Consider the following 25,523-nt stretch of genomic DNA (forward strand, 5'->3'; position numbering starts at 1 on the left):
GGCTCCTTCAGTACAGCGCGACGTGAGCGATGGCCGCGCGAATGGCGCGTTAGCCTACCGGATTCATGCCGCGCTGTGGGTGAACTAGGCCAGGAACTGCTGCAGCAGATCATTGAGAAACAGCTGGCCCTTGGCCGTGGCGACCAGTCGAGTTTCATCGGCTTGCAGCAGGCCCTGGCGTTCGGCTTCGCGGCGCGCCTGTTCGAGTTGCTGCAACGGCAGGCCGGTGCGCTGGCTGAACAGCTCGGCTGGCGCGCCTTCGCTCAGGCGCAGCACGTTCATCAGAAATTCGAAGGGCAACTCGTCGGCTGCCAGCAGGCGTTCGCCGGCCTGGAATGCCTTGGCCGGGTCGAGGTAGTCCTTCGGCAGGCGGGTTTTCCAGGTGCGCTGGATGCGCCCTGCGGGTGTGCTCAGCTTGGCGTGGGCGCCAGCACCGATGCCGAGAAAGTCGCCGAAGGTCCAGTAGTTGAGGTTGTGCCGCGCCTGTTTGCCGGCCTGGGTGTAGGCGGACACCTCGTACTGCGCGTAGCCCTCGGCGGCGAGCAGCGCCTGGCCGGCTTCCTGGATGTCCCACAGCAGATCGTCTTCGGGCAGCTCGGGTGGCTGGCTCCAGAACACCGTATTCGGCTCCATGGTCAGCTGGTACCAGGACAGGTGTGTCGGCCCCTGGCTGATGGCCGTGCGCAGGTCGAACAGGGCGTCCTCGATGCTCTGCTCGGGTAGGCCGTGCATCAGGTCGAGGTTGAAGTTATCGAAGCCGGCAGCACGCGCCATATCGGCGGCACGGATGGCTTCGTCGCCATTGTGGATGCGCCCCAGCGCCTTTAGCTTGGCTTCCTGGAAACTCTGCACGCCGATGGACAGACGGTTGATGCCGAGGCTTCGGTAGCCCTTGAACTTGGCCTGCTCGAAGGTGCCGGGGTTGGCTTCCAGGGTGATCTCGATGTCTGGCGCAAAGGCGATGCGCCGCTCGACGCCTTCCAGCAGACGGCCCAGGGCGCGGTCGGAGAACAGACTGGGCGTGCCGCCACCGAAGAAAATCGAGCTCAGTGGCCGGCCATGGGCGTGCTGCACGTCGATATCGAGGTCGGCGAGCAGCGCGTCGACGTATTCCTCTTCAGGCAGCGTCGGCCCGGCAGCATGGGAGTTGAAGTCGCAGTAAGGGCATTTGCGCACGCACCACGGGATGTGGATATAGAGCGCCAGGGGCGGGAGCAGGAAACTCCCGCCAGCGGAATCGCTCATGCCAGCCCCAGGCGCTGCTTGAGCAGGGCCATGGCGCGGGCGCGGTGGCTGAGGCGATTCTTCTGTTCGGCAGGCAGTTCGGCACTGGAGCAGCTGGTTTCCGGCACCCAGAACAGTGGGTCGTAGCCGAAGCCTTGCTCGCCACGGGCTTCGTGCAGGATGTGCCCGTGCCACAGGCCTTCACAGAGGATCGGTAGCGGATCGTCGGCGTGGCGCACCAGGGCCAGGGCGCAGACGAACTGGGCGCCGCGCTCTGCGTCCGGCACGTCTTTCAGGGCAGCGAGCAGCTTGGCATTGTTCGCTGCGTCGCCCTGACCATCGGCATAGCGCGCCGAGTAGATGCCGGGCGCGCCGCCGAGGAAATCCACCGCCAGGCCGGAGTCGTCTGCCAGCGCCGGCAGGCCGGAGATGCGCGCGGCGTTGCGTGCTTTGAGGATGGCATTCTCGACGAACGACAGGCCGGTCTCTTCCGGCTCGACGCTGGAGAACTCGCCGATGGAACGCACGCGTACTGCATCGCCGAGCATGGCCTGCAACTCTTTGAGCTTGCCGGCGTTATGGCTGGCCAGTACCAGTTCCTTGAGGTCGATCATGCGGATATTGCCTGTCAGTTGTACGTTGAATTACAGAATCTGTAGGAGCGGCGCCCCGCCGCGAACCAGGACGGCAGCGCCCTGAAAGCTTCGCCCTGGGGCGGGGCGCCTACGCAAAGATGCCGGCAGCGCCTGCGGCATCAGTCATCCGGGAACATTTCCTGGTTGAAGGTGATGCGGTGCGCGTCGTCGCCCTGGCGCACATCGAGGGTGAAACTGAGAATCTCTCGGCTGGAGAAGGGGAACTGCGCCAGGTAGTAGATGGCGCCGCTCTCGGTGACCTGCCTGAAGGTCAGTGCGCTGCTCTGCCCCAGCAGGTTCTTCACCTGGCCGCTGACCTGCGCGGTGCTGGCCTTGCCGGCCTTGAGTACGGCGATATTGACCACGCCCTGGGTCTTGCTGCGTACCAGGCCGGCGGCGCTGGCGATGTCCGGCTGGATGAAGCTGGAATTGAACACGCTGTAGTGCACGTCGAGGTCGCCGAAGCTCTGCTTGCGCTCGGCGGCGGCCGGCAGGGCCAGGCACAGGGCGATCAGGAAGGGGATGATGCGGCGCATGATGTTCTCCTCGTTCAGACCGCAACGCGGTGGGCGGACAGGTCCGCGCCGCTGATGCGGTAAATGCCGATCTCGCCCAACAGGTTGGGCCAGATGCGGCTTGCCAGGCCATGGCGGTGGTCACGGTCGACCGCCAGACGTTCTTCCACGCGGGCACCCTGGGCATGGCACAGGCGCTCGAAGTCCTCGAAGGTGCAGAAGTGGATATTCGGGGTGTTGTACCAGGTATAGGGCAAGAAGTCCGACACCGGCATGCGACCTTTTGTCGTCAGGTACCAGCGGCAGCGCCAGTGGCCGAAATTGGGGAAGGTGATGATGCAGGTCTTGCCGACGCGCAGCATCTCGGCCAGCACCTTGTCCGGGTAGTGCAGCGCCTGCAGCGACTGGGTCATGACCACCACGTCGAAGCTGTTGCTGGCGAAGTTGCCCAGGCCCAGGTCGAGGTTTTGCTCGATGACGTTGACGCCGCGCTCGATGCACAGGGCGATCTTGTCCGGGTCGATTTCCAGGCCGTAGCCGGAAACCTGCTTGTTGTCACGCAGCCAGGCGAGCAACTCGCCGTCGCCGCAGCCCAGGTCGAGCACACGGCTGCCCGGGGCGATCCATTCCTGGATGATGTCCAGATCCGCTCGCATGCTCATACCTCGATTCGCTTCATGTAGCTGCCGAATGCCTGCAGGTAGCGCGGGATCGGCATGAGGAAGGCATCGTGGCCCTGCGGCGCGTCGATTTCCAGGTAGCAGACGTTCTTCTTCGCTGCCGTCAGCGCATCGACGATCTCCCGCGAGCGGGCCGGGGAGAAGCGCCAGTCGGTGGTGAAGGACATCACGCAGAAGTCCGCCTTGGCCACGGCCAGGGTCTTGGCCAGATCACCGTCATGGGCGGCGGCCGGGTCGAAGTAGTCCAGCGCCTTGGTCATCAGCAGATAGGTATTGGCGTCGAAGCGGCCGGAGAATTCCTCACCCTGGTAGCGCAGGTAGCTTTCCACCTGGAATTCGACGCTGTGGAAGTCGTAGTTGAGCTTTTCGCTCTTTAGGCCACGGCCGAATTTCTCGCCCATGGCATCGTCGGACAGGTAGGTGATGTGGCCGACCATGCGCGCCAGCATCAGCCCGCGTTTGGGGGTCACGCCCTGTTCCAGGAAGTGTCCGCCGTGGAAATCCGGGTCGGTGAGAATTGCCTGACGCGCCACTTCATTGAAGGCGATGTTCTGCGCCGACAGCCTGGGCGCCGAGGCAATCGCCAGGCAGTGGCGTACGCGCTCGGGGTAGCTGATGGTCCACTGCATGGCCTGCATGCCGCCGAGGCTGCCGCCGATCACTGCCGCCCACTGCTCGATGCCCAGAGCATCGGCCAGGCGTGCCTGGCTGTGCACCCAGTCTTCCACCGTCATCACCGGGAAGTCGGCGCCATAGGGCTTGCCGGTCGCCGGATTGGTGCTGCTGGGGCCGGTGGAACCGTTACAGCCACCCAGATTGTTGAGGCTGACGACGAAGAATTTGTTGGTGTCGATCGGTTTGCCGGGGCCGATGCAACTGTCCCACCAGCCGGGCTTGCGATCATCCGGGCTGTGGTAGCCGGCGGCGTGATGGTGGCCGGACAGAGCGTGGCAGATCAGCACCGCATTGCTGCGCGCGGCGTTCAGTTCGCCATAGGTTTCGACGACCAGTTCGTACTCGGCCAGGCTGCGCCCGCAGGCCAGCGCCAGGGGTTCGCTGAAGCGAAATACCTGGGGACTGACCAGGCCGACGGAATCTTGGGGAAATGCAGTGGGCATTGAGGCGCTGCTAATGAATCGGAGGAGGGCGCCAGTCTAAAGAGCACCGCCGGTAGCGGCAAGCGAGCAGGGCGTTCGCTTGTGCTACTGGCTTTGTTGCCGTGCCGCCGACGGCAGGCTGACCACCTTGCCCTGACGCTGCACTGGCGCCGGGCGGCGCAGCACGCGCAGCATGTCGCTGGCCAGGGCCAGTTGTTGCTCCAGCTCTTCCTGGTAGCGCGCCAGTTGTTGGCTGCGCTTGTGCGTCTGCTGGGTTTCCTGGGCCAGGGCCTTGAGGCGCAGCATGTGGCTTTCCAGCATCTGCTTGTGCTCAAGGGTGTGCTGCATCAACGGCATCAAGGCATCGTTGGCCCATTGCTCGGCGTCCTGGCGCAGGCGCTGGTGTAGGCCGATCACTTCCTGGGCCAGGGTGGCGAAGAAGCGCCGGGTCAGGCTGCGCTGCTCGGTGAGCAGGGTCTTCAGGTGCAGGCGGAACTGGTCGCCCTTGGCTTGCAGTTTTTTCAGCTCGCGCAGATAGCGCTGGATCTTGAACTGCGGCGCGTCGACCCCGCCCAGCGGGCTCTCTTCGTTATGTCGGCGATAGATGGCGGCGACCATCTTGTTGGCCATTTCCGCCTCGTGCTGCAGGTTGTGCAGATCCTGTTCGACGGCGCGGAAGAACTGCAGGATGGCCTGGTTGATGCCGAGGGTGGTCCAACTGCCGGTGAGGTTGCGACGGACTTCGCTCAGGTGCTCTTCCAGGCGTTCGGCGCGTGCGGCGTGGCGCAGCAACTGGCCCTGGCGTTGCAGCAGGCGCTGATTGGTCTTCAGACCGAGCAGGCGCTTGTGGTGCAGGCTGTGGTCTTCCTTGGTCTTGGCGGTGAGTTCGAACAGCAGTTGGCCGTTGTCCTGCTGATGATTGCCGAGCAGGGCCAGCTGTTCGCTGACTTTCTCCAGGCGCAGGCTGAGCACGTGTTGACTGTTGTTGAGCAGCTCCAGTACCTGGCGTACCACGCTATCTTCGATCAGGCGCTCCTTCTGCGCGACGATACGCTCGCACAGCAGGGTCTCCAGATTGGCCATCTGGCTGCGGGCCAGCAGCGCCTCATCCTGGCGCACCTTGGCCAGCAGCGCCTGCTTGGCGGACAGCGGCAGCACATCCTGCCTGGCGATGCCCAACTGTTTGGCGGTGGCACTCTGGATTTGGCCAATGGTGTTCTGCACGAAAGTTTCGCCGGCGAGGTCGTCCCACAGTACGTCGATCTTGTTCAGCACGGCGAACAGGCAGGTTTGCGCGTCGTCGTCGAGCTGGCGGATGTGCTGCTGCCAGATGTGCATGTCACTGGCGGTGACGCCGGTATCGGCGGCCAGCAGGAAGATGATCGCCTGGGCGCTGGGCAGCATCGACAGGGTCAGCTCGGGTTCACTGCCCAAGGCGTTTAGGCCGGGGGTGTCGAGAATACGCAGGCCCTGGCGCAGCAGCGGATGATCGAAGTTGACCATCGCATGGCGCCAGGCAGGCACCAGCACCTGGCCACGTTTGCCGGTGCCTTCGAGCATGTCCGGGTGGAAGCCGAGCTGGATTGCCTGTTCCACCGGCATGGATTTGGTTTTGGCCACCTGGCTGAAAGCCAGCGCCATGTTGGCGGGGTCGCTGGTGTCCAGCGGGATGTTCACCCAATGCCTCGGAATGCGCTTGAACTGCGCGACGCTGGCCGAGGCTGCGCGCGTTTCGATGGGCAGCAGGCGAATGTAGGGGCGTTCCGAGCGCGGGTCGAAGAACAGCTCGGTGGGGCACATGGTGGTACGCCCGGCATGCGAAGGCAGCATACGCTGGCCGTATTCGGAGAAGAACAGGCTGTTGATCAGCTCGGTCTTGCCGCGTGAAAACTCGCCGACGAAGGCCAGGGTGATGTGGTCGGTACGCAAGATCTTCAGCGCGCGCTCGAGCTTGGCCTGTACCGCCTCGGAGTTGAGGCGATTGTGCTCCAGCCAGCTGCGATAGCGCGTGATCTCGCGCATCAGTTCGCGTTTCCAGGCGACGTAGGCATCGACCTGCTGGCTGAGACGTTCCATGCTCATCCTGGCTCTCCTCTCGGCAAGATCACCTCTTGCGGGGGCTGCGTAACGGTTCTGTTGGGTTTGCTGCCAGGACGCACGCCTCTCACGACGATAGCCTGCATTATGCGAGCTGCAAGGCAGGCGTCAATTGGCCAGCGCTACGCTCCCGCCTTATGGTCGGCCTGGGGCGCCGAGTGGTCGTCAGGGACGCTGCAGGCCCGGAATCGGCGGCAGACTTTTGGGGGCGCGGATACGCAGGCGCTTATGCCGGTTGAGCTCGCCGCTTTCCAGGATTACCTGGCTCTTGGCGACACCGAAGGCCTTGGCCAGAAAGGCCAGCAGATGGGCGTTGGCCTTGCCGTCGACCGGTGGGGCGGTGAGACGAATCTTCAGCCGCTCGGCCTGCAGCCCGGCGAACTCGTCCTTGCTTGCCTTGGGCTGCAGGTGGCAGTCGAGGATCAGGTCCTCGCCATCCCAGCGGTAGAAGCTTTCGGTCTTGATGGACATGCCCCTCATCCGGCGCTGCGCGCCACCTTCTCCCGTTGGGAGAAGGTCGGCAAGGAAAGCGTCGCTGCGCGAATTTTATGTTTAAAGGAAGGGGCTGAGCATCGGCGGCAGACCAGTGGAGGCCGCCAGACCGCCAATCACGAAACGATCGATCAGGTTGATGGTGATGAAGGCGAAAATCGGCGAGATATCCAGGCCGCCGAGGTTCGGCAGCAGTTTACGGAATGGCGCCAGCAGCGGCTCGCAGATCTGGTTCACCAACTGTGCGCCCGGGTTGTAGCTGCCCGGAGCGACCCAGGAGAGGATCACGCTGATGATCAGGGCGAAGAAGAACACCTTGAGAAACAGCGAAGTCACGCCAATCATCGACCACACCAGCAGCTGCAGGATGAAACCGCCGACGTTGTAGCCCATCAGGGTCAGGGTGACGATCATCAGCAGCAGCTGTACCAGGATAGCCAGCACCAGCGAAGCCAGGTCCAGCCCGGCGAAGCCCGGAATGATCCGGCGCAGTGGAGTTACCAGCGGTTGCGTGGCCTTGACGATGAACTGGCTCAGCGGGTTGTAGAAGTCGGCGCGTACCAGCTGGAGGATGAAACGCAGCAGGACGATCAGCAGATACAGGCTGCCGAGGGTCTGAATGATGTAGATCAGGGCTTCGATGAGTCCGGACATGTGTGCTTCCTTTATTGACCCAGTTGTTCGGCCAGTTCGGCCGAGCGATTGGCGGCGGCGTTGAGTGCCTGTTGTACCAGCGTTTCGAAGCCGCCGGCCTGAAAAGTTTTGATCGCCGCTTCGGTGGTTCCGTTCGGCGAGGTCACACGGCGCCGCAGTTCGGCGGCGTCGACATCACTCTCGCTGGCCATGCGTGCGGCGCCCAGAGCGGTCTGGATGCTCAGTTGGGCAGCGGTTTCGCGAGGCAGGCCGAGTTTTTCACCAGCCTCGGTCATCGCTTCGATCAGCAGGAAGAAATAGGCCGGGCCGCTGCCGGACACGGCGGTGACTGCGTCGATCTGTGCTTCGTTATCGAGCCACAGCGCCAGGCCAACGGCGCTCAGCACCTGCTCGGCCTGGGCCTTCTGCGCGGCGCTTACGCGGGCATTGGCGAACAGCCCGGACACGCCCTGACGCAGCAGCGCCGGTGTGTTGGGCATGCAGCGCACCACTGCACGCTCGCCCAGCCAGTTTTCCAGGCTGGCGCAGCTGATGCCGGCGGCGATGGAGATGATCACCTGATTGGGAGCCAGGTGCGGTGCCAGATCCAGGCATACCGCCTTCATGATCTGCGGCTTGACCGCCAACACGATCAGATCGGCGCCTTTTATGGCTTCAGCGTTGTCGGCGAAGGTGGCGATACCGTGCTCCTGCTGCAGGCGTGCACGTTGTTCGTCACCAGGCTCGCTGGCACGAATGGCGCTGGCCGCCACGCCCTGGGCGCGCAGGCCGCCAATCAGGCTGGCGGCCATGTTGCCGGCGCCGACGAAGGCGATGCTCGGGTTGCTCATTGCAGAAATTCCTTCATTCAGTGAGTGGGCTGGCCGTAATCGCGGGCGCCGAACAGGGCCGTGCCGATGCGCACCCAGGTGGCGCCTTCGGCGATTGCGGCCTCCAGGTCATGGCTCATGCCCATGGACAGGGTATCGAGGTTCAGCGCCAGCTCATCACGCAATTGGCGCAAGCGGGCGAAGGCGGCGTGTTGTGCGGCGACATCGTCGGTCGGTTCGGGAATCGCCATCAGCCCGCGCAGCCTGAGGTTGGGCAGGGCAACGACGGCCCGGGCCAGCGCCGTTAGCTCTTCGGGGCTGCAGCCGGACTTGCTGTCCTCACCGCTGATGTTGACCTGCAGGCAGATGTTCAGCGCTGGCAGATGCGCAGGACGCTGTTCTGACAGGCGTTGGGCAATTTTCAGGCGATCCACCGAATGCACCCAGTCGAAATGCTCGGCGATGGGCCGGGTCTTGTTCGACTGAATGGGGCCGATGAAGTGCCAGATCAAGGGCAGGTCAGCCAGCTGGGTCTGTTTTTCCAGGGCCTCCTGCAGGTAGTTCTCGCCGAAATCGCACACGCCGGCGGCATGGGCTTCACGAATGGCGTCTGCCGGTTTGGTCTTGCTCACCGCGAGCAGGCCGATATCCGCGAAATTACGCTGCGAGGCTTGCGCCGCCTCACGGATACGCGCACCGACCTTTGCAATATTCTCTGCTATCGTGGACATTACCTGCGCTCTATCAAAGCCCGCTCGTTAAGCGTTCGCGGCATTCTACCTGCTTGCTTGTAATTGGGGAGTCCCATGGATATCACTGAGCTGCTCGCCTTCAGCGCCAAGCAAGGCGCGTCGGATTTGCACCTCTCGGCGGGACTGCCGCCGATGATCCGCGTCGACGGCGATGTGCGCCGTATCAACCTGCCGCCGCTGGATCACAAGCAGGTACACGCGCTGATCTACGACATCATGAATGACAAGCAGCGCAAGGACTTCGAAGAGTTCCTCGAGACCGACTTCTCCTTCGAAGTGCCGGGTGTGGCGCGTTTCCGGGTCAACGCCTTCAACCAGAACCGTGGCGCCGGTGCTGTGTTCCGTACCATTCCATCCAAGGTACTGACCATGGAAGACCTCGGCATGGGCGAGGTCTTCCGCAAGATCACCGACGTGCCGCGCGGCCTGGTGCTGGTCACCGGCCCCACCGGTTCGGGCAAGTCGACCACCCTCGCGGCGATGCTCGACTACCTCAACAGCAACAAGTATCACCATATCCTCACCATCGAAGACCCCATCGAATTCGTTCACGAGTCGAAGAAGTGCCTGGTCAACCAGCGTGAGGTGCACCGCGACACTCACGGCTTCTCCGAAGCGCTGCGTTCGGCGCTGCGTGAAGACCCGGACATCATCCTGGTGGGTGAGATGCGCGACCTGGAAACCATCCGCCTGGCGCTGACCGCCGCGGAAACCGGTCACCTGGTGTTCGGCACCCTGCACACCACTTCTGCTGCCAAGACCATCGACCGCGTGGTCGACGTGTTCCCGGCCGAAGAGAAGTCGATGGTGCGTTCGATGCTCTCCGAGTCGCTGCAGGCGGTGATCTCACAGACCCTGCTGAAGAAGATCGGTGGCGGTCGCGTGGCCGCGCACGAAATCATGATCGGTACGCCTGCCATTCGTAACCTGATCCGCGAGGACAAGGTCGCGCAGATGTATTCGGCGATCCAGACCGGCGGTGCGCTGGGCATGCAGACCCTCGATGCGTGCCTCAAGACCCTGGTATCCAAGGGCCTGGTCAGCCGCGACAGTGCGCGCGAGAAGGCCAAGAGCCCGGAAAACTTCTAGGAAAACCCAGTGGGTAGGGTGGGCTTCAGCCCACCAAGGCCGGCCACTGTTGGTGGGCTGAAGCCCACCCTACGGACTGCTTCACGGCTGTGATGACACGCTCGCAGCCGCTGGCCCTGCGCTGCGGGGCCATGCATTCATGCGTGCGGATGAGCGAACACGACGATGGAATTCGAAAAACTACTGCGTCTGATGGTCGAAAAAGGCGGCTCCGATCTGTTCATCACCGCTGGCGTGCCGCCGTCGATGAAGGTCAATGGCAAGATCATGCCGGTGACCAAGACCGCCATGTCGCCGGAAACGACCCGCGAAACCGTGCTGGGGGTGATGAACGAGGCACAGCGTCGCGAGTTTGCCGAAAAGCACGAATGCAACTTCGCCATCAGCGCCCGTGGCATCGGTCGCTTCCGTGTCAGCGCCTTCTACCAGCGCAACCTGGTGGGCATGGTGCTGCGCCGCATCGAGACCAACATTCCCACCATCGACGACCTCAAGCTGCCGGAAATTCTCAAGAAACTGGCGCTGACCAAGCGCGGCCTGGTGCTGTTCGTCGGTGCCACCGGTACCGGTAAGTCCACTTCGCTGGCGGCAATGATCGGCTACCGCAACAGGAACAGCAGCGGTCATATCATCTCCATCGAAGATCCGATCGAGTACATCCACCAGCACCAGAGCTGCATCGTCACTCAGCGTGAAGTGGGTATCGACACCGAGTCGTTCGAAGTGGCGCTGAAGAACACGCTGCGTCAGGCGCCGGACGTGATCCTCATCGGCGAGGTGCGGACCCGCGAGACCATGGATCATGCCGTGGCTTTCGCCGAAACCGGTCACCTGTGTCTGGCCACCCTGCACGCCAACAACGCCAACCAGGCGCTGGACCGCATCATCAACTTCTTCCCGGCCGACCGGCAGAACCAGGTGTGGATGGACCTGTCGCTCAACCTCAAGGCCATTGTCGCTCAGCAGCTGATTCCAACCCCAGATGGTAAAGGTCGCCGCGCGGTGATCGAGGTCCTGATCAACACCCCGCTGGCCGCCGACCTGATCCGCAAGGGCGAGGTGCACGAGCTCAAGGGCCTGATGAAGCGCTCCACCGAGCAGGGCATGCAGACCTTCGACCAGGCGCTGTACAACCTCTACACCCAGGGCGAGATCACCTACGAAGATGCGTTGCTCTACGCCGACTCGGCCAACGACCTGCGCCTGATGATCAAGCTCGGTTCGGAAACCGATGGCGATCACCTGACCAGCATGGCTCAGGGGTTGGCGCTGGAGGTCAGCGAGGAAGATCCGGGGCGTCGCTTCCGCTGACGCTGGCTGACGGGGGACGCGATGCGTCCCCTTCGTTTATCTGGACGATGCGTTTGCCCTTTCTGCCGGCCAGCACCAATGCCTGGCCATCGCGCTGCGCGCCGGCGCGTGCTTCGCTCATCAGTTGCGGAATCAGTGGGCCTTCCGGCAAGTGCTTCCAGAACCTCAGTGGCAGATGCTGCTGCATCACCGTGCGGTTTAGGCGTGCCGGGTTGAAGGTGCTGCCGTAATAGGCGCGCCACAGGGCCTGGCCGTCATCCTCGGGCTGCTGTGCCCAAGCCTGCCATTGTACCGGGCAGCGGCGTTCGTGCTGCAGGCGCTGGCCATCCCAGTACACGCCGTCACGCGGCGTGGCGATCAGCCAGCTGTGTTTGCCCAGGCGTTCGGCGAAGTGCCCGCTGGCCGAGGCGAGAATGTCATGCGCGGGTTCGAACCAGGCGACGAAGTCCGGCGCGTCAGGGGTTTTGCATGGCTGGAAACGCACGAAGGCATGCAGGTGATGCGCCTCGCGGCGCACCGCCTTGAGCCGGCGATGCAGCTCGCTGCCGTCCGGATCGCCGGCCAGCACAGCGCTGCGTTCACCCTGCACGAAGCGCCAGAGCACGCGGTAGAGCAGGCTCCAGCGTTCATCGCCGCGGTACTGGGAGGCACTTCCCAGCAAGTCCAGCAGTTCGGGGGACACGCGCAAGCGACCATTGGGCTCCGGCGCGCGTTCGGCGGGTTGGTCGAACAGGCTGGGTGGGGCCTCCTCGTCCAGCCATTGCAACTGATCGGGAGCCAGACCCTGCAGCAGAGCACGGCGCGCGGCCTGGCGCCAGGTGGCGAAGCTGCCGTCGAAGCGCAGGCTGTGCATCACCACAACGCCATTTGTGCCGGGGTGTCGCGCAGTTGCTGACGCAGCACCACGGATTCGTGTTCGGCGCGCGGTGGCCGGTAGTCCTGAGTGACGATAAACGGCTTGGCCTTTTCCAGTACGCAGCGCAGACGGGTCAGGTCCTCGTAGCGGATACGCCGTTCGCGCCGCAGCGCGCCCAGGCGTCGTGCGCTGAGCACACCGATGCCGGGCACGCGGGCGATCAATGATTCGTCGGCGCGGTTGAGATCGACGGGAAACTGCTCGCGGTTGGCCAGGGCCCAGGCCAGCTTGGGGTCGATATCCAGATCCAGGTTGCCGGGGCCGGCGAGCAGCTCCGTGGCACTGAAGCCATAGCCGCGCATGAGGAAGTCGGCCTGGTACAGGCGGTGTTCGCGCAGCAGCGGCGGCGCCTCGAAGGGCACGGTCTTGGGGCTCTGCGGAATCGGACTGAAGGCCGAGTAGTAGACGCGGCGCAGGCGGTAGTCGTGGTACAGGCTCTGGGCGTTGTGCAGGATGGTGCTGTCATCGGTGGCGTCGGCGCCGACGATCATCTGCGTGCTTTGTCCGGCTGGGGCGAAACGTGGCGCGCGACGTTCTTCCTGGGCCTCGCGCTCGCCGAGATGAATGTTGTGCATGGCCTGGTGGATGCTGCCGACGTTCTTTTCCGGTGCCAGGCGCACCAGGCTGGTTTCGGTGGGCAGCTCGATATTGACGCTGAGGCGGTCAGCGTACAGGCCGGCTTCGGCGATCAACTCCGGTGCGGCATCGGGAATGGTCTTGAGGTGAATGTAGCCGCGGAACTGGTGCTCCTGACGCAGCAGCTTGGCGACGCGAATCAGCTGCTCCATGGTGTAGTCGGCCGAGCGGATGATGCCGGAGCTGAGGAACAGGCCGCTGATGCAGTTGCGCTTGTAGAAGTCCAGTGTCAGCGTCACTACTTCCTCGGGGGTAAAGCGCGCGCGAGGTACGTCACTGGAACGACGGTTGATGCAGTATTGGCAGTCGTACAGGCAGAAGTTGGTCAGCAGTACTTTGAGCAGCGCCACGCAGCGACCGTCTGGCGTATAGCTGTGGCAGATGCCCATGCTGTTGGTCGAACCGATGCCGACCTTGCCCTTGGAGTTGCGCTTGGGTGCGCCGCTGCTGGCACAGGAGGCGTCGTACTTGGCGGCGTCGGCGAGGATGGTGAGCTTTTCGATCAGTTGCATGGCGGGCGATATCTGTACTGTTTTTTTATACAGTATATGGGCGTCGTACAGCTATCAAGCCATTCGTTGTGTTGCGCTGTTTCGGCACAAATGAAACCTTCACTCGGCGTGCAGCGTCATAGCTGCATCTCGCACAAGGAGTTCGTCATGCAACGACAGGATACGCACAGCAAGCTGATCGGCTATCTGCTGTGGATCTTCGGTTTTCTCGGTTCCCACCGCTTCTACTATGGCAAGCCGGTCACCGGCACCATCTGGTTCTTCACCCTGGGATTGTTCTTCATCGGTTGGATCATCGACCTGTTCCTGATTCCCTCGATGGATCGCGAGGCCGACCTGCGTTTTACCGCAGGTGATACTGACTACAACGTGGCGTGGATCCTGCTGACCTTCCTCGGCGTGTTCGGTGTGCACCGCATGTATCAGGGCAAGTGGATCACCGGGATCATCTACCTGTTCACTGGCGGCCTGTTTTTGATCGGCGTGCTCTACGACTTCTGGACGCTCAATACGCAGATCTCGATCAAGAACGCACAGCGCGGTTGAGTCAGAGACAAGTGATTTGCACGATCTGCCTCCTCTCCCATTTATTGGGGCACGCCTAGTGGAGAGAGCTGGGGAGAGGGTGGTTCAGGCGGTTCGGTGTCGCCGGATAGACCCTCTCCCCCGGCCCCCGCTCTGCGCCCCGGCCCCTCGCAGAGCTCAGGGCGCTTGGGCGGGCGAAGCGATGCTTCGCTATTTCCGCTCAAGCCCCGCAAGCGGGAGAGGGGAGTCAAGCGCCGTTGCCCGGATGCACTCCGGGGAAAATGAAAAAGGGCATCCCACGGGATGCCCTTTTTTCGTAGCGCTGGCGGGATCAGTCGTCGCCGTCGTCATCGTCCCCGCCGTCGACCTTCATGCCCAGCTCCTTGATCTTGCGCGTCAGGGTGTTGCGACCCCAACCCAGCAGCAGGGCGGCGTCGCGGCGGCGACCGGCGGTGTGCTTGAGCGCGGTCTCTATCATGATGCGCTCGAACGCCGGCACGGCGCTGTCGAGCAGATTGGACTGGCCGCGTGCCAGGGCCTGGTCGGCCCACAGGCGCAGCGCCTGCTCCCAGTTGGTCACCGGTGCGGCGTCTTGCGGCTGGGTCAGCAGCTCGGGCGGCAGGTCGTCGACGTGCACTTCGCGACCCGAGGCCATGACGGTGATCCAGCGGCAGGTGTTCTCCAACTGGCGCACGTTGCCCGGCCAGGGCAGGTGCTTGAGGTAGTCCTCGGTTTCGCTCTTGAGCAATTTCGGCTCCACCGCCAGTTCCTGCGCGGCGCGGGCGAGGAAGTGGTGGGCCAGGGTCGGGATGTCCTCGCGGCGATCGGCCAGGCGCGGGATGTGAATGCGGATGACGTTGAGGCGGTGGAACAGGTCTTCACGGAACTTGCCGGCTGTCACCAGGGTTTCCAGGTTCTGGTGGGTGGCGGCGATGATGCGCACGTCAACCTTCACCGGGGTGTGACCACCAACGCGGTAGAACTCGCCATCGGCCAATACGCGCAGCAGACGAGTCTGAGTGTCAGCCGGCATGTCGCCGATTTCGTCGAGGAACAGGGTGCCGCCATCGGCCTGTTCGAAACGGCCGCGCCGCTGGTTGGCCGCGCCGGTGAAGGCGCCTTTCTCGTGGCCGAACAGCTCGGACTCCATCAGGTCCTTGGGAATTGCCGCCATGTTCAGGGCAATGAACGGCGCTGCTGCGCGTGGGCTATGGCGGTGCAGGGCGTGGGCCACCAGCTCCTTGCCGGTACCGGATTCGCCGTTGATCAGCACGGTGATATTGGAGTGGCTCAAGCGGCCGATAGCGCGGAACACCTCCTGCATCGCCGGTGCTTCACCGATGATTTCCGGGGTACGCGCCTGCGCAGCCGGGACGGCCAGGCTCTGCTGTTCCTGAGCATGCTGGAAGGCGCGCTTGACCAGTGAAACGGCCTCGTCGACGTCGAACGGCTTGGGCAGGTACTCGAAGGCGCCGCCCTGGTAACTGGCTACTGCGCTGTCCAGGTCCGAATGCGCGGTCATGATGATTACCGGCAAGCGTGGATACAGCTCGCGGATGCGTGCCAGCAGGTCGAGGCCGCTGGCGCCGGGCATGCGGATGTCGGAGATGATCACGTCCGGCTGTTGGCGGGTCAGGCGGGCGAGTACACCGTCGGCACTGTCGAAACTCTGGGTGGTCATGCCTTCCTGTTGCAGGGCCTTTTCCAGTACCCAGCGGATGGAACGATCGTCGTCGACAATCCAGACGGTTTCACTGCGGCTCATGGCGTGGGCGCTCCTTGTTCCAGCGGTAGGAAGATCGAGAATACGGTGTGGCCGGGATAGCTCTCGCACTCGATCAGCCCCTGGTGCTGGCTGATGATGTTCTGGGTGATGGCCAGGCCCAGGCCGGTGCCGTCGGCACGACCGCTGACCATGGGATAGAAGATGGTTTCCTGCAGTTCCGGCGGAATGCCGGGACCGTTGTCGATGATCTCGACCTTGACCACCAGGCGGTGGCGCGTGTGGCCGATGGTGAACTGGCGCAGGGTACGGGTACGCAGGCTAATGCGCCCGAGGCCCATGTCGTGCTTCTGCCCGGCGATGGCCTGCATGGCGTTGCGCACGATATTGAGCACGGCCTGGATCATCTGCTCACGGTCGATCAGCAGATCCGGAATGCTCGGGTCGTAGTCGCGCACCAAGGTGATGCTGCCTTGGCTTTCCGCCTCGATCAGGTTGGCGACGCGCTCCAGCACCTCGTGCACGTTGGTCATCGCCAGCGACGGCAACTTGTTCGAGCCGAGCATGCGGTCGACCAGGTTACGCAAGCGGTCGGCCTCTTCGATGATGACGTTGGTGTAGTCCTTGAGCTCTTCGTTGGGCAGTTCACGCGACAGCAGTTGCGCCGCACCGCGAATGCCGCCGAGCGGATTCTTGATCTCGTGGGCCAGACCGCGCACCAGCAGTTTGGTGGTTTCCTGCTTGGACAGCTGCGCCTCTTCCTTGGTGATGCGCAGCAGGCGGTCGCGCGGGTGCACCTCCAGCAGCAGCAGGGTTTCGCCCATGCTGAACAGCGGCGTTACCGCGTAGTCCACGGTCAGCGTTTGGCCGGTGACCGAGGTCAATACGGCTTCGCGCTTGTTGAATGGATGCGCCTGTTCCACCGCCTGGCGCAAGGATGACAGCGCCTCGGGCGACTCGGTGAACAGGTCACTGATGAACTGACCATGGCTGCGCTGGCCGCTGACGGCCAGGAGCATTTCCGCCGCCGGGTTCATGTACTCAAGGCACAGCTGGCTGTTGAGCAGCAGGGTGGCGGTGGTCAGGTTGTCGAGTAGAAGGCGGTGCAGCGCGTCGTTGATGGTCATAGGCAGTGCGTTCCGGCGATGGGCAGGAAAATGCAAGAAGCAAACCAAAGCCCCGAAAAGACGCATTATTTGTGCGGTCTGCCAGGTTTTGGTGGTGCAGGGGCGAGGCCGGGCGGGGAAAAGCGACCCAAAACAGGGAGAGCTTAGGGGATGGTGCGCCATATTGCACTGTTATGGTGCGATTGCGCTCAGAGGAATGGAAGGATGCTGCTCTGTTCCTTGGGTTTGTCTTTGAGTGGGCACTCGGGGCGAACGCCGTATTCATCTTTCTGGCACGGATTGATCTTGCGCTTTTGCGACAGGCTGATGCGATGCATATGAAATGGCTGCGCCGGCGTACGTTCGACGATGAGGCCGGCAGAGTCGATGATCTCTGCTGCCAGTTGGTGCGTGCCCCGGTCGATGTGCTGCAGGGAAAAAACCGGGCTGCGGCTGGTGCCACCCTGCTGCTCACCGTTGAGTAGCAGGCGGTAGCTGTGCCCCGGCAGCAGGCCGGGCTCGCTGGTCAGGGTAACGATCATGTCGCCGGAACCGTTATGGATCGAGGCGTCCGGCTCCGGCACGAGGATGCGCAGCAGCTGATAGTGCACGGTCGGTTTGCTTACCGCGGGTGGCGGGGCCATGCGCACCGTGGGTTGGGGCTGGCTCATTTGCGCGCTGTTGGACGGCGCGAGCACCACTCGTTCGGCATTGCTGCTGCGCGGTTTGTCAGTGAAAACGCGGTTACCTTCAGCATCGATATAGGTATAGACCTGAGCCGAAGCAGCTTGGGTGATGAACAGCAGGCAGAGCAGCAGTGTACGCATCGTGGTCAGTTCGTCGGTCTTGGGGTCGGGCGCGGTGGCGTGACCGGTGGGCGAGCAGGGCTGTTGACGCTGATGCGCTGCACGGTAAAGGTTTCGGTGGCGCTCTGCTGGATGATGCGTTCGCCGGCCACCACTGCTACCGCCAGGCTGTGTTCGCCGCGCTCGACATTGGTCAACTGCAGGCTCGGTACGTTGCTGGCCTGGCCGTATGGCTCGCCATCGAGAATCAGTCGTAGCTGGTGGCCGGGTTGCAAGCGTGGCTGGATGTTCACGCCGACGACGAAGGTGCCGTTGTTGGCGCGCATGGCTTCATCATCCGGGATGCCGGTCAGGCTCAACACGGAGTAAGGGGCCGCGCTCTGTGCTGAGGTGTCGCCGCTGGTGTCCGCAGGAATGCTGGGTGTCTGCATCTCTACCGTATTGGTTGGCGGCAGGTTGACGCTTTCGGCTGCTGCGCCATCGGGCGGCTGGTTGGTGAAGACCGTGTTGCCGTTGGCGTCGATGTATTTGTAGATCTGCGCACTGGCCGGCAAGGCCAGGGCAAGCAGCAGGCAGACGAGTAGCGGGCGCATGGGCCGATCCTTCCGCGGATGATGCGCTAAGCCTTGCACTGCTATCGGTTCCTGGCAAGCGCAGGGCTCCATGGCTGTGATATTCGGCTACAAAAAGTGGACTCGGATCTGCCGTAGGCGCGAGCGTCGCGAGCGAAGCTCTTCAGGTCGCCAGGTCCGCTCGCGATGCTCGCTCCTACAGGGCATGGTGCCGCTGCGTGTCCATGAAAAAGCCCCGCCAGGCAGGGCCGGACAGGGCTTTTGAAACGCGCCGCACGAGGGCGGCGCGAGACTGGCTTAGACGCTGTAGTACAGGTCGTATTCCAGCGGGTGTACGAAGGTACGTACCTTAATTTCTTCTTCCGATTTCAGCTCGATGTAGGCATCGATGAAGTCGTCGGAGAACACGCCGCCCTTGGTCAGGAACGCGCGGCCCTTGTCCAGCTCTTCCAGGGCTTCCTTCAGGCTGCCGCAGACCTGCGGGATCAGCTTGCCTTCTTCCGGCGGCAGGTCGTACAGGTTCTTGTCGGCCGCATCGCCCGGGTGGATCTTGTTCTGGATGCCGTCGATACCGGCCATCAGCAGAGCAGCGAAGGCCAGGTACGGGTTGGCAGCCGGGTCCGGGAAGCGCGCTTCGATGCGGCGGGCTTTCGGGCTGGCAACGTACGGGATACGGATCGAGGCGGAGCGGTTGCGAGCCGAGTAGGCCAGCATCACCGGTGCTTCGAAGCCCGGAACCAGACGCTTGTAGGAGTTGGTCGACGGGTTGGTGAAGCCGTTCAGGGCCTTACCGTGCTTGATGATGCCGCCGATGAAGTACAGAGCGGTCTCGGACAGGCCGGCATAGCCTTCACCAGCGAAGGTGTTCTTGCCGTCCTTGGAGATCGACATGTGCACGTGCATCCCCGAGCCGTTGTCGCCGTACAGCGGCTTCGGCATGAAGGTAGCGGTCTTGCCGTAGGCGTCGGCCACGTTGTGCACGCAGTACTTCAGGGTCTGAACTTCGTCAGCCTTGGCGACCAGGGTGTTGAACTTCACGCCGATTTCGTTCTGACCGGCAGTGGCCACTTCGTGGTGGTGCACTTCGACGACCAGGCCCATTTCTTCCATGGCATTACACATGGCAGTACGGATTTCGTGGTCGTGGTCGCACGGCGGAACCGGGAAGTAACCACCCTTGACGGCGGGACGGTGGCCTTTGTTGCCGCCTTCCACGTCCTGGTCGGTCATCCAGGAGCCTTGCTCGGAGTAGATCTTGAACATCGAGCCGGAGATGTCGGACTTGAACTTCACTTCGTCGAAGATGAAGAACTCGGGCTCCGGGCCGACGAATACGGTGTCACCGATGCCGGTGGTTTTCAGGAACTCTTCGGCACGCTTGGCGATCGAGCGCGGGTCACGATCGTAGCCCTGCATGGTGCTTGGCTCGATGATGTCGCAAACGATGATCAGGGTCGGCTCTTCGGTGAACGGGTCCAGTACCGAAGTTTCGTCGACCGGCATCAGGATCATGTCGGAGGCTTCGATGCCTTTCCAGCCATGGATGGACGAGCCGTCGAACATTTTGCCGTGCTCGAAGAAATCTTCGTCCAGGGCGTCACGGGCCGGCATGGTCACGTGGTGCTGCTTGCCCTTGGTGTCGGTGAAGCGCAGGTCTACCCACTTCACGTCATGTTCTTTGATCAGTTGAACAGCCTTAGACATGTTGTCCTCCAGATGGAAAAGGCTCGCTTCGTGGAGCCCCGATATGTGCGGTGAAGCCCGGCGGGATAGTCCTTCAGGGCGACCTGCCTCACAAGGGAGCAAATTGCATGCCAGTGCCCTTTATTGGGCAGAGGCCGCGAAACTCAGGCGCTACGCCGGCTGCGCGCCGATTCTGCGGAGATATTTGCACCATTTAAGGGCTGCTGTTTATGGAAAAGGCCTATTTTGGTGCGCCAACTTGGGGTTGCAGTATTTTTGGTCAAAGCTTGAACAATTTCCGCTATAATCCGCGCCCCTGTTTTTTCGTCCCCCAAGCGGGCGGCCTATTCATGAAGCTGATCGTCAAAGTTTTCCCGGAAATCACCATCAAGAGCCGCCCGGTGCGCAAGCAGTTCATTCGCCAGCTGGGGAAGAACATTCGCTCCGTGCTGCGTGATCTTGACCCTGCTCTGCGGGTCACGGGTGTCTGGGATAACCTCGAGGTCGAGACCGACCTGGACGATCCCAAGCTGCTGGCCGAGATGACCGAACGCCTGCGCAACACGCCGGGCATTGGTCTGTTCCTCGAGGTGAATGAGTACCCGCTGGGCGATCTGGACGAGATCACCGAACACTGCAAGCGCCACTACGCCGACCAGTTGCCGGGCAAGATCTTCGCCGTGCGTTGCAAGCGTGGCGGCAAGCACGCGTTCAGCTCAATCGATGTCGAACGCCATGTCGGTTCACGTCTGCGTCAGGAGTGCGGTGCAGCCGGTATCGACCTGAAGAAACCGGACGTCGAAGTGCGCATGGAAATTCGCGACCAGCGCCTCTTCGTGGTGCATAACCGCCACGAAGGCCTCGGCGGTTACCCGCTGGGCTCGTTGGAACAGACCCTGGTGCTGATGAGCGGCGGCTTCGACTCCACCGTCGCGGCCTATCAGATGATGCGCCGCGGCCTGGTCAGCCACTTCTGCTTCTTCAATCTCGGTGGCCGTGCCCATGAACTGGGCGTGATGGAAGTGGCGCACTATATATGGCAGAAGTTCGGCCGCTCGCAGCGTGTGCTGTTCGTCAGCGTGCCGTTCGAGGAAGTGGTCGGCGAGATTCTCGGTAAGGTCGACAACAGCCAGATGGGTGTGATCCTCAAGCGCATGATGCTGCGCGCCGCCACCCGTGTTGCCGAAAAGCTGCAGATCGAAGCGCTGGTCACCGGCGAGGCGATCAGCCAGGTGTCGAGCCAGACTCTGACCAACCTGGCGGTGATCGATTCGGCGACCGACATGCTGGTGATGCGCCCGCTGATTGCCAGCCACAAGCAGGACATCATCGACACCGCCACGCAAATCGGTACCGCCGAGTTCGCCAAGAACATGCCCGAGTACTGCGGCGTGATCTCGGTCAACCCGACCACCAAGGCCCGCAGTTATCGCGTGGAGAAGGAGGAGGCCCAGTTCGACATGGCCATCCTCGATCGCGCCCTGGAACGCGCCACCCAACTGCCCATCGACCGCGTCATCGACGAGCTGGGCAAGGATGTGCAGGTCGAGGAAGTGCGTGAGGCGCTGGCCGGGCACATCGTCATCGACATTCGCCACCCCGACGCCGCCGAAGACGAGCCGCTGGACGTGCCGGGTGTCGAGGTGCAGGCGCTGCCGTTCTACGCGCTGAACAACAAATTCAAGGAACTGGATGAGAACCGCCAGTACCTGCTGTATTGCGACAAGGGCGTCATGAGCCGCCTGCATGCCCATCACCTGCTGAGCGAGGGGCATGCCAATGTGCGCGTTTATCGTCCGACATAAGACGCCGGGGCTTAATGGCGGCAGTATCCGCCATCGCCCTCCCGACCCGGGGCACCTCTAAAAACTACCTGCGTTGTCATTGCTGCGTTAAAAACAAGCTCAAAATGCTCACATAGCTCGTAAAGTCGAGCGCGACTCCGACCGTTTTTCGCTTGTTTCTGCCTTGCACTGACTGCCTCGCCTACGTTTTTAGAGGTGCCCCGATCAGCTCGCTGATCCCAGTTTCTACATATTCGTCGTCCAGGCTGGGCGACACACCGAATCCTCTGATCGAGATACATACAGTGATCGAAAAACTGCGCAACATCGCCATCATCGCCCACGTCGACCATGGCAAAACCACCCTCGTCGACGCCCTGCTGCGTCAATCCGGCACCCTTGAGCGTAACGAGCTCAACGACGAGCGCGTGATGGACAGCAACGACCAGGAAAAAGAGCGCGGCATCACCATTCTGGCCAAGAACACCGCCATCAAATGGAACGACTACCGCATCAACATCGTCGACACCCCCGGCCACGCCGACTTCGGCGGTGAAGTAGAGCGCGTGATGTCCATGGTCGACTCCGTACTGCTGGTCGTTGATGCCCAGGACGGCCCGATGCCGCAAACCCGCTTCGTGACCAAGAAGGCCTTCGAAGCCGGCCTCAAGCCGATCGTCGTGATCAACAAGATCGACCGTCCGGGCGCGCGTCCTGACTGGGTCATGGATCAGATCTTCGACCTGTTCGATAACCTCGGCGCCACCGATGAGCAACTCGACTTCCAGGTCGTCTACGCCAGCGCCCTGAACGGCATCGCCGGTCTCGACCACACCGCCATGGCCGAAGACCTGACCCCGCTGTACCAGGCCATCGTCGACCACGTACCGGCGCCGAACGTCGACCTCGACGGCCCGTTCCAGATGCAGATCTCCGCGCTGGACTACAACAGCTTCCTCGGCATCATCGGTGTCGGCCGTATCGCCCGTGGTCGCGTCAAGCCGAACACGCCGGTAGTGGCCATCGACGTCGACGGCAAGAAGCGTAACGGCCGTATCCTCAAGCTGATGGGCCACCATGGCCTGCACCGCGTAGACGTCGAAGAAGCCACCGCCGGTGACATCGTCTGCGTCAGCGGCATGGACCAGCTGTTCATCTCCGACACCCTGTGCGACATCAACCATGTCGAGGCGATGAAGCCGCTGACCGTCGACGAGCCGACCGTGTCGATGACCTTCCAGGTCAACGATTCGCCGTTCTGCGGCAAGGAAGGCAAGTTCGTCACCAGCCGCAACATCAAGGAGCGTCTGGACAAGGAGCTGCTGTACAACGTGGCCCTGCGCGTTGAAGAGGGCGACAGCGCCGACAAGTTCAAGGTCTCTGGTCGTGGCGAGCTGCACCTCTCGGTACTGATCGAAACCATGCGCCGCGAAGGCTTCGAAATGGGCGTCGGCCGTCCGGAAGTGATCATCCGTGAAGTCAACGGCGTCAAGCAGGAGCCGTACGAGAACGTCACCATCGACATCCCGGAAGAAGCCCAGGGCAAGGTCATGGAGGAGATGGGCCTGCGTAAGGGCGACCTGACCAACATGGCGCCGGACGGCAAAGGCCGTGTGCGCCTGGAATACAACATCCCGGCTCGCGGTCTGATCGGTTTCCGTAACCAGTTCCTCACCCTGACCAACGGCGCCGGCATCCTGACCTCGATCTTCGACCGTTACGACACCGTTAAGCCGGGCACCATGTCTGGCCGTCAGAACGGCGTACTGGTGTCGATCGATACCGGCAAGGCGCTGACCTACTCCCTGGAAACCCTGCAGGCGCGCGGCAAGCTGTTCATCGAGCACGGCCAGGAAATCTACAACGGTCAGATCATCGGCCTGAACAGCCGCGACAACGACCTGGGCGTCAACCCCACCAAGGGCAAGAAGCTCGACAACATGCGTGCTTCGGGCAAGGATGAAACCATCGCCCTGGTACCGCCGGTTCGCTTCACCCTGGAGCAGGCCCTGGAGTTCATCCAGGATGACGAGCTGTGCGAAGTGACGCCGAAGTCGATCCGTCTGCGCAAGAAGATCCTCGACGAAGGCGAGCGCACCCGCGCTGCCAAGAAAGCCAACAAGGCTTGATGCGGCTAGCTTAGCGCTGTAACTGAAAAGCCCCGCCAGAGCGATCTGGCGGGGCTTTTTTGTGGGTTTCCGCCGAGCGCCGGGACGCGCGGGCATGAGTCGCGGGCTAGCGGCTCAGCTCATACACACAGATGTTTACCGTGCTGGCCAGGTTCAGTGACTCGATCGCGCCGCTGCCGGCGATGCTGAACGGCGTGGCGTTGAGCTCGCTCAGCGCCTGGCTGGGGACGCCGCGCGCTTCGTTGCCGAACAGGTAGCACTCGGCCTGCGCGAAGGCCGGTGCGCGCAGGCTTTGGCCCTGCATGTCGAGGCAGGCGATGCGTGCAAAGCGCGTGCTCAGGTTGTCGAGGCTGACATCCTGCTCGATGGGGGTGTGAAAGATTGCCCCCATGCTGGCGCGCACCACCTTGGGATTGAAGGGGTCGACGCTGCCGGGGCTGAGCAGGCAGCGGAAGCCGCCGAACCAGGCGAGGCTGCGCAGGATGGTGCCGAGGTTCCCGGGGTCCTGGATCTCGTGCAGGTAGATGGCCTTGCCGGCCGGCGCCGACGGGCCGGGGCCAATCGCCGCCATCGGCACTACCGCGATGATCCCCTGGGGGGTCTTGGTGTCGGCGATCTGCGCCATCTGCCGGTCACTGATCAGGTGCGTCCTGAACGGGCTCTGCCAGTGCTCGTAGGCGGCCGTGACGTAGAGTTCGCTGCTTGCCAGCAGGGGCGCGTGCTGCGCCGCTTTCTGCAGTTCCAGCACCAGGTGTTCGCCCTCGACGAGGAAGTGGCCGAATTGCTCCCGGTACTTTTTCTGCTGCAGTTTCTTGACGTCGTCGAGTTTCATGGAAAGCCTGGAAAGGGGCGTGAAAGCGGGGCTCCCCGCGGTAGCGAGGCCGCTGCGATTGTACCTGCCACCCGGCGGGCTGTCAGGCTGCAGGGCCGGCCGGCGTGAGCCGGAGGGCTGCGATGGCTTATACTCGCGACAATTGTGCAGCCCGGGTCACCATGCCGGCGGGCTGCCTTCCTGGAATTGATCTGGTTGAACGATGAAACGCTCAAAAAGCAGCAGCCGCTGGCTGAACGAACATGTGAACGATCCCTACGTGAAGCAGGCGCAGAAGGACGGCTACCGCTCGCGTGCCGCCTACAAGCTGATCGAGATCAATGAAAAGGACAAGCTGATTCGTCCCGGTATGCTGATGATGGACCTGGGCTCGGCCCCCGGTGGCTGGTCGCAGATCGCCGGACGTATGGTGGGGGCCACCGGCCGGGTAATCGCCAGCGACATCCTGCCGATGGATTCGCTCGATAACGTCGACTTCATTCAGGGTGACTTCACCGACGACAAGGTGTTCCAGCAGATTCTCGATCTGCTCGATGGTCGTCGCCCGGATTTGATCGTCTCTGACATCGCCCCCAATATCAGCGGCGTCGGCGTGGCCGATCAGGCAGCGTCGATGTATCTGGTGGAACTGGTGCTGGACATGGCCCGACAGGTGCTCAAACCTGGCGGCAACTTCGTCGCCAAGGTGTTTCAGGGCGAGGGTTCGGATGAGTACCTGCGCGACGTACGGCGTTCCTTCGAGAAGGTCATGGTGCGCAAGCCGGCAGCCTCGCGTCCGCGTTCGCGTGAGGTGTACTTCGTCGCCAAGGGCTTCAAGGGCGACGCTCAGTAAGGATCAGTTTGCGCGCCCGCGCGGCGTTTGTGCTGAGCCAGTCAGCGCTCGGCGTTCTGTGATGCGCTTGCGGCGGGGAGGCTTGCGGGGGAAGTGGCCGGCTTAATGAGGC

At 62.7% G+C, this 25,523-nt stretch carries 24 protein-coding genes; 6 read left to right on the forward strand and 18 right to left on the reverse strand.

Going from position 1 to position 25,523, the window contains the following annotated elements:
• Window positions 1–84: 84 nt before the first annotated feature.
• The 10 genes from hemW to N5J71_RS04690 all read right to left on the reverse strand — a co-directional run bounded on the left by hemW (window position 85) and on the right by N5J71_RS04690 (window position 8,934).
• On the reverse strand, window positions 85–1,245 hold the full coding sequence (gene hemW, locus N5J71_RS04645; protein ID WP_279916418.1) for a radical SAM family heme chaperone HemW: 1,161 nt from the start codon (window positions 1,243–1,245) through the stop codon (window positions 85–87).
• Window positions 1,242–1,838: an RdgB/HAM1 family non-canonical purine NTP pyrophosphatase gene (rdgB, locus tag N5J71_RS04650; protein WP_055984992.1), complete on the reverse strand. Its 597-nt coding sequence runs from the start codon at window positions 1,836–1,838 to the stop codon at window positions 1,242–1,244. The genes hemW and rdgB overlap by 4 nt, the downstream gene beginning before the upstream one ends.
• Before the next feature lie 140 nt (window positions 1,839–1,978).
• On the reverse strand, window positions 1,979–2,395 hold the full coding sequence (locus N5J71_RS04655; protein WP_003463950.1) for a DUF4426 domain-containing protein: 417 nt from the start codon (window positions 2,393–2,395) through the stop codon (window positions 1,979–1,981).
• 14 nt (window positions 2,396–2,409) lie between these two features.
• Window positions 2,410–3,030, reverse strand: a complete 621-nt coding sequence (metW, locus tag N5J71_RS04660; protein ID WP_003463948.1) for a methionine biosynthesis protein MetW — start codon at window positions 3,028–3,030, stop codon at window positions 2,410–2,412.
• Between the two features lie 2 nt (window positions 3,031–3,032).
• On the reverse strand, window positions 3,033–4,172 hold the full coding sequence (gene metX, locus N5J71_RS04665; protein WP_074855384.1) for a homoserine O-succinyltransferase MetX: 1,140 nt from the start codon (window positions 4,170–4,172) through the stop codon (window positions 3,033–3,035).
• Window positions 4,173–4,256: 84 nt separating this feature from the next.
• Window positions 4,257–6,233 carry a dynamin family protein gene (locus N5J71_RS04670; protein ID WP_279916419.1) on the reverse strand — a complete coding sequence of 659 codons (1,977 nt, stop codon included), beginning with the start codon at window positions 6,231–6,233 and terminating at the stop codon, window positions 4,257–4,259.
• Between the two features lie 180 nt (window positions 6,234–6,413).
• On the reverse strand, window positions 6,414–6,719 hold the full coding sequence (locus tag N5J71_RS04675) for a DUF167 domain-containing protein (RefSeq protein WP_278620864.1): 306 nt from the start codon (window positions 6,717–6,719) through the stop codon (window positions 6,414–6,416).
• A gap of 81 nt (window positions 6,720–6,800) precedes the next feature.
• Window positions 6,801–7,394: a YggT family protein gene (locus N5J71_RS04680; RefSeq protein WP_003463941.1), complete on the reverse strand. Its 594-nt coding sequence runs from the start codon at window positions 7,392–7,394 to the stop codon at window positions 6,801–6,803.
• 11 nt (window positions 7,395–7,405) lie between these two features.
• A complete protein-coding gene (proC, locus tag N5J71_RS04685; protein ID WP_003463939.1) occupies window positions 7,406–8,224 on the reverse strand; it encodes a pyrroline-5-carboxylate reductase in 819 nt (272 codons plus the stop codon).
• A 17-nt stretch (window positions 8,225–8,241) separates the two neighbouring features.
• Window positions 8,242–8,934 (reverse strand): YggS family pyridoxal phosphate-dependent enzyme, encoded by a 693-nt coding sequence (locus N5J71_RS04690; RefSeq protein WP_279916420.1) that lies wholly within the window; start codon window positions 8,932–8,934, stop codon window positions 8,242–8,244.
• A gap of 75 nt (window positions 8,935–9,009) precedes the next feature.
• Between N5J71_RS04690 and pilT the strand changes: the two genes are divergently transcribed.
• Both pilT and N5J71_RS04700 read left to right on the forward strand, forming a co-directional pair.
• Window positions 9,010–10,044: a type IV pilus twitching motility protein PilT gene (pilT, locus tag N5J71_RS04695; protein WP_003463935.1), complete on the forward strand. Its 1,035-nt coding sequence runs from the start codon at window positions 9,010–9,012 to the stop codon at window positions 10,042–10,044.
• Window positions 10,045–10,209: 165 nt separating this feature from the next.
• Window positions 10,210–11,355 (forward strand): PilT/PilU family type 4a pilus ATPase, encoded by a 1,146-nt coding sequence (locus N5J71_RS04700; RefSeq protein ID WP_279916421.1) that lies wholly within the window; start codon window positions 10,210–10,212, stop codon window positions 11,353–11,355.
• Here N5J71_RS04700 and N5J71_RS04705 read toward each other — a convergent pair.
• Together N5J71_RS04705 and N5J71_RS04710 are read right to left on the reverse strand one after the other, a co-directional pair.
• On the reverse strand, window positions 11,321–12,208 hold the full coding sequence (locus N5J71_RS04705) for a TIGR03915 family putative DNA repair protein (protein WP_003463932.1): 888 nt from the start codon (window positions 12,206–12,208) through the stop codon (window positions 11,321–11,323). The genes N5J71_RS04700 and N5J71_RS04705 overlap by 35 nt on opposite strands.
• Entirely contained in the window at window positions 12,208–13,419 is a 1,212-nt protein-coding gene (locus N5J71_RS04710) for a putative DNA modification/repair radical SAM protein (RefSeq protein WP_003463930.1), read from the reverse strand. Before N5J71_RS04710 ends, N5J71_RS04705 begins: the two co-directional genes overlap by 1 nt.
• Before the next feature lie 147 nt (window positions 13,420–13,566).
• Between N5J71_RS04710 and N5J71_RS04715 the strand changes: the two genes are divergently transcribed.
• On the forward strand, window positions 13,567–13,965 hold the full coding sequence (locus N5J71_RS04715; RefSeq protein WP_021490398.1) for an NINE protein: 399 nt from the start codon (window positions 13,567–13,569) through the stop codon (window positions 13,963–13,965).
• Between the two features lie 310 nt (window positions 13,966–14,275).
• On the opposite strand, the gene ntrC is transcribed toward N5J71_RS04715, so the two are convergent.
• The 5 genes from ntrC to glnA all read right to left on the reverse strand — a co-directional run bounded on the left by ntrC (window position 14,276) and on the right by glnA (window position 19,855).
• Window positions 14,276–15,709 (reverse strand): nitrogen regulation protein NR(I), encoded by a 1,434-nt coding sequence (ntrC, locus tag N5J71_RS04720; protein ID WP_279916422.1) that lies wholly within the window; start codon window positions 15,707–15,709, stop codon window positions 14,276–14,278.
• Window positions 15,706–16,794 carry a nitrogen regulation protein NR(II) gene (gene glnL, locus N5J71_RS04725; protein WP_106733306.1) on the reverse strand — a complete coding sequence of 363 codons (1,089 nt, stop codon included), beginning with the start codon at window positions 16,792–16,794 and terminating at the stop codon, window positions 15,706–15,708. The genes ntrC and glnL overlap by 4 nt, the downstream gene beginning before the upstream one ends.
• 188 nt (window positions 16,795–16,982) lie before the next feature.
• Window positions 16,983–17,600 carry a DUF4124 domain-containing protein gene (locus tag N5J71_RS04730; protein WP_003463922.1) on the reverse strand — a complete coding sequence of 206 codons (618 nt, stop codon included), beginning with the start codon at window positions 17,598–17,600 and terminating at the stop codon, window positions 16,983–16,985.
• A gap of 5 nt (window positions 17,601–17,605) precedes the next feature.
• Complete coding sequence (locus N5J71_RS04735; protein WP_074855392.1) at window positions 17,606–18,172, reverse strand: DUF4124 domain-containing protein; 567 nt, start codon at window positions 18,170–18,172, stop codon at window positions 17,606–17,608.
• A 276-nt stretch (window positions 18,173–18,448) separates the two neighbouring features.
• Window positions 18,449–19,855 (reverse strand): glutamate--ammonia ligase, encoded by a 1,407-nt coding sequence (gene glnA, locus N5J71_RS04740; protein WP_003463918.1) that lies wholly within the window; start codon window positions 19,853–19,855, stop codon window positions 18,449–18,451.
• Between the two features lie 329 nt (window positions 19,856–20,184).
• On the opposite strand from glnA, the gene thiI reads away from it, so the two are divergent.
• Both thiI and typA read left to right on the forward strand, forming a co-directional pair.
• The gene (gene thiI, locus N5J71_RS04745) at window positions 20,185–21,639 is read left to right on the forward strand and encodes a tRNA uracil 4-sulfurtransferase ThiI (protein WP_074855393.1); all 1,455 of its coding nucleotides are present in this window, start codon (window positions 20,185–20,187) and stop codon (window positions 21,637–21,639) included.
• Between the two features lie 284 nt (window positions 21,640–21,923).
• A complete protein-coding gene (gene typA, locus N5J71_RS04750) occupies window positions 21,924–23,747 on the forward strand; it encodes a translational GTPase TypA (RefSeq protein WP_039965278.1) in 1,824 nt (607 codons plus the stop codon).
• 106 nt (window positions 23,748–23,853) lie between these two features.
• Here the strand turns inward: typA and N5J71_RS04755 are convergent, their stop codons facing one another.
• Complete coding sequence (locus N5J71_RS04755; protein ID WP_104729854.1) at window positions 23,854–24,579, reverse strand: TrmH family RNA methyltransferase; 726 nt, start codon at window positions 24,577–24,579, stop codon at window positions 23,854–23,856.
• A 202-nt stretch (window positions 24,580–24,781) separates the two neighbouring features.
• Here N5J71_RS04755 and rlmE point away from each other — a divergent pair, with 202 nt between their 5' ends.
• On the forward strand, window positions 24,782–25,411 hold the full coding sequence (gene rlmE / locus N5J71_RS04760) for a 23S rRNA (uridine(2552)-2'-O)-methyltransferase RlmE (protein ID WP_003463912.1): 630 nt from the start codon (window positions 24,782–24,784) through the stop codon (window positions 25,409–25,411).
• Window positions 25,412–25,523 lie beyond the last annotated feature (112 nt).

It is taken from the genome of Ectopseudomonas oleovorans, assembly GCF_029845265.1.
Taxonomy (GTDB): domain Bacteria; phylum Pseudomonadota; class Gammaproteobacteria; order Pseudomonadales; family Pseudomonadaceae; genus Aquipseudomonas; species Aquipseudomonas oleovorans.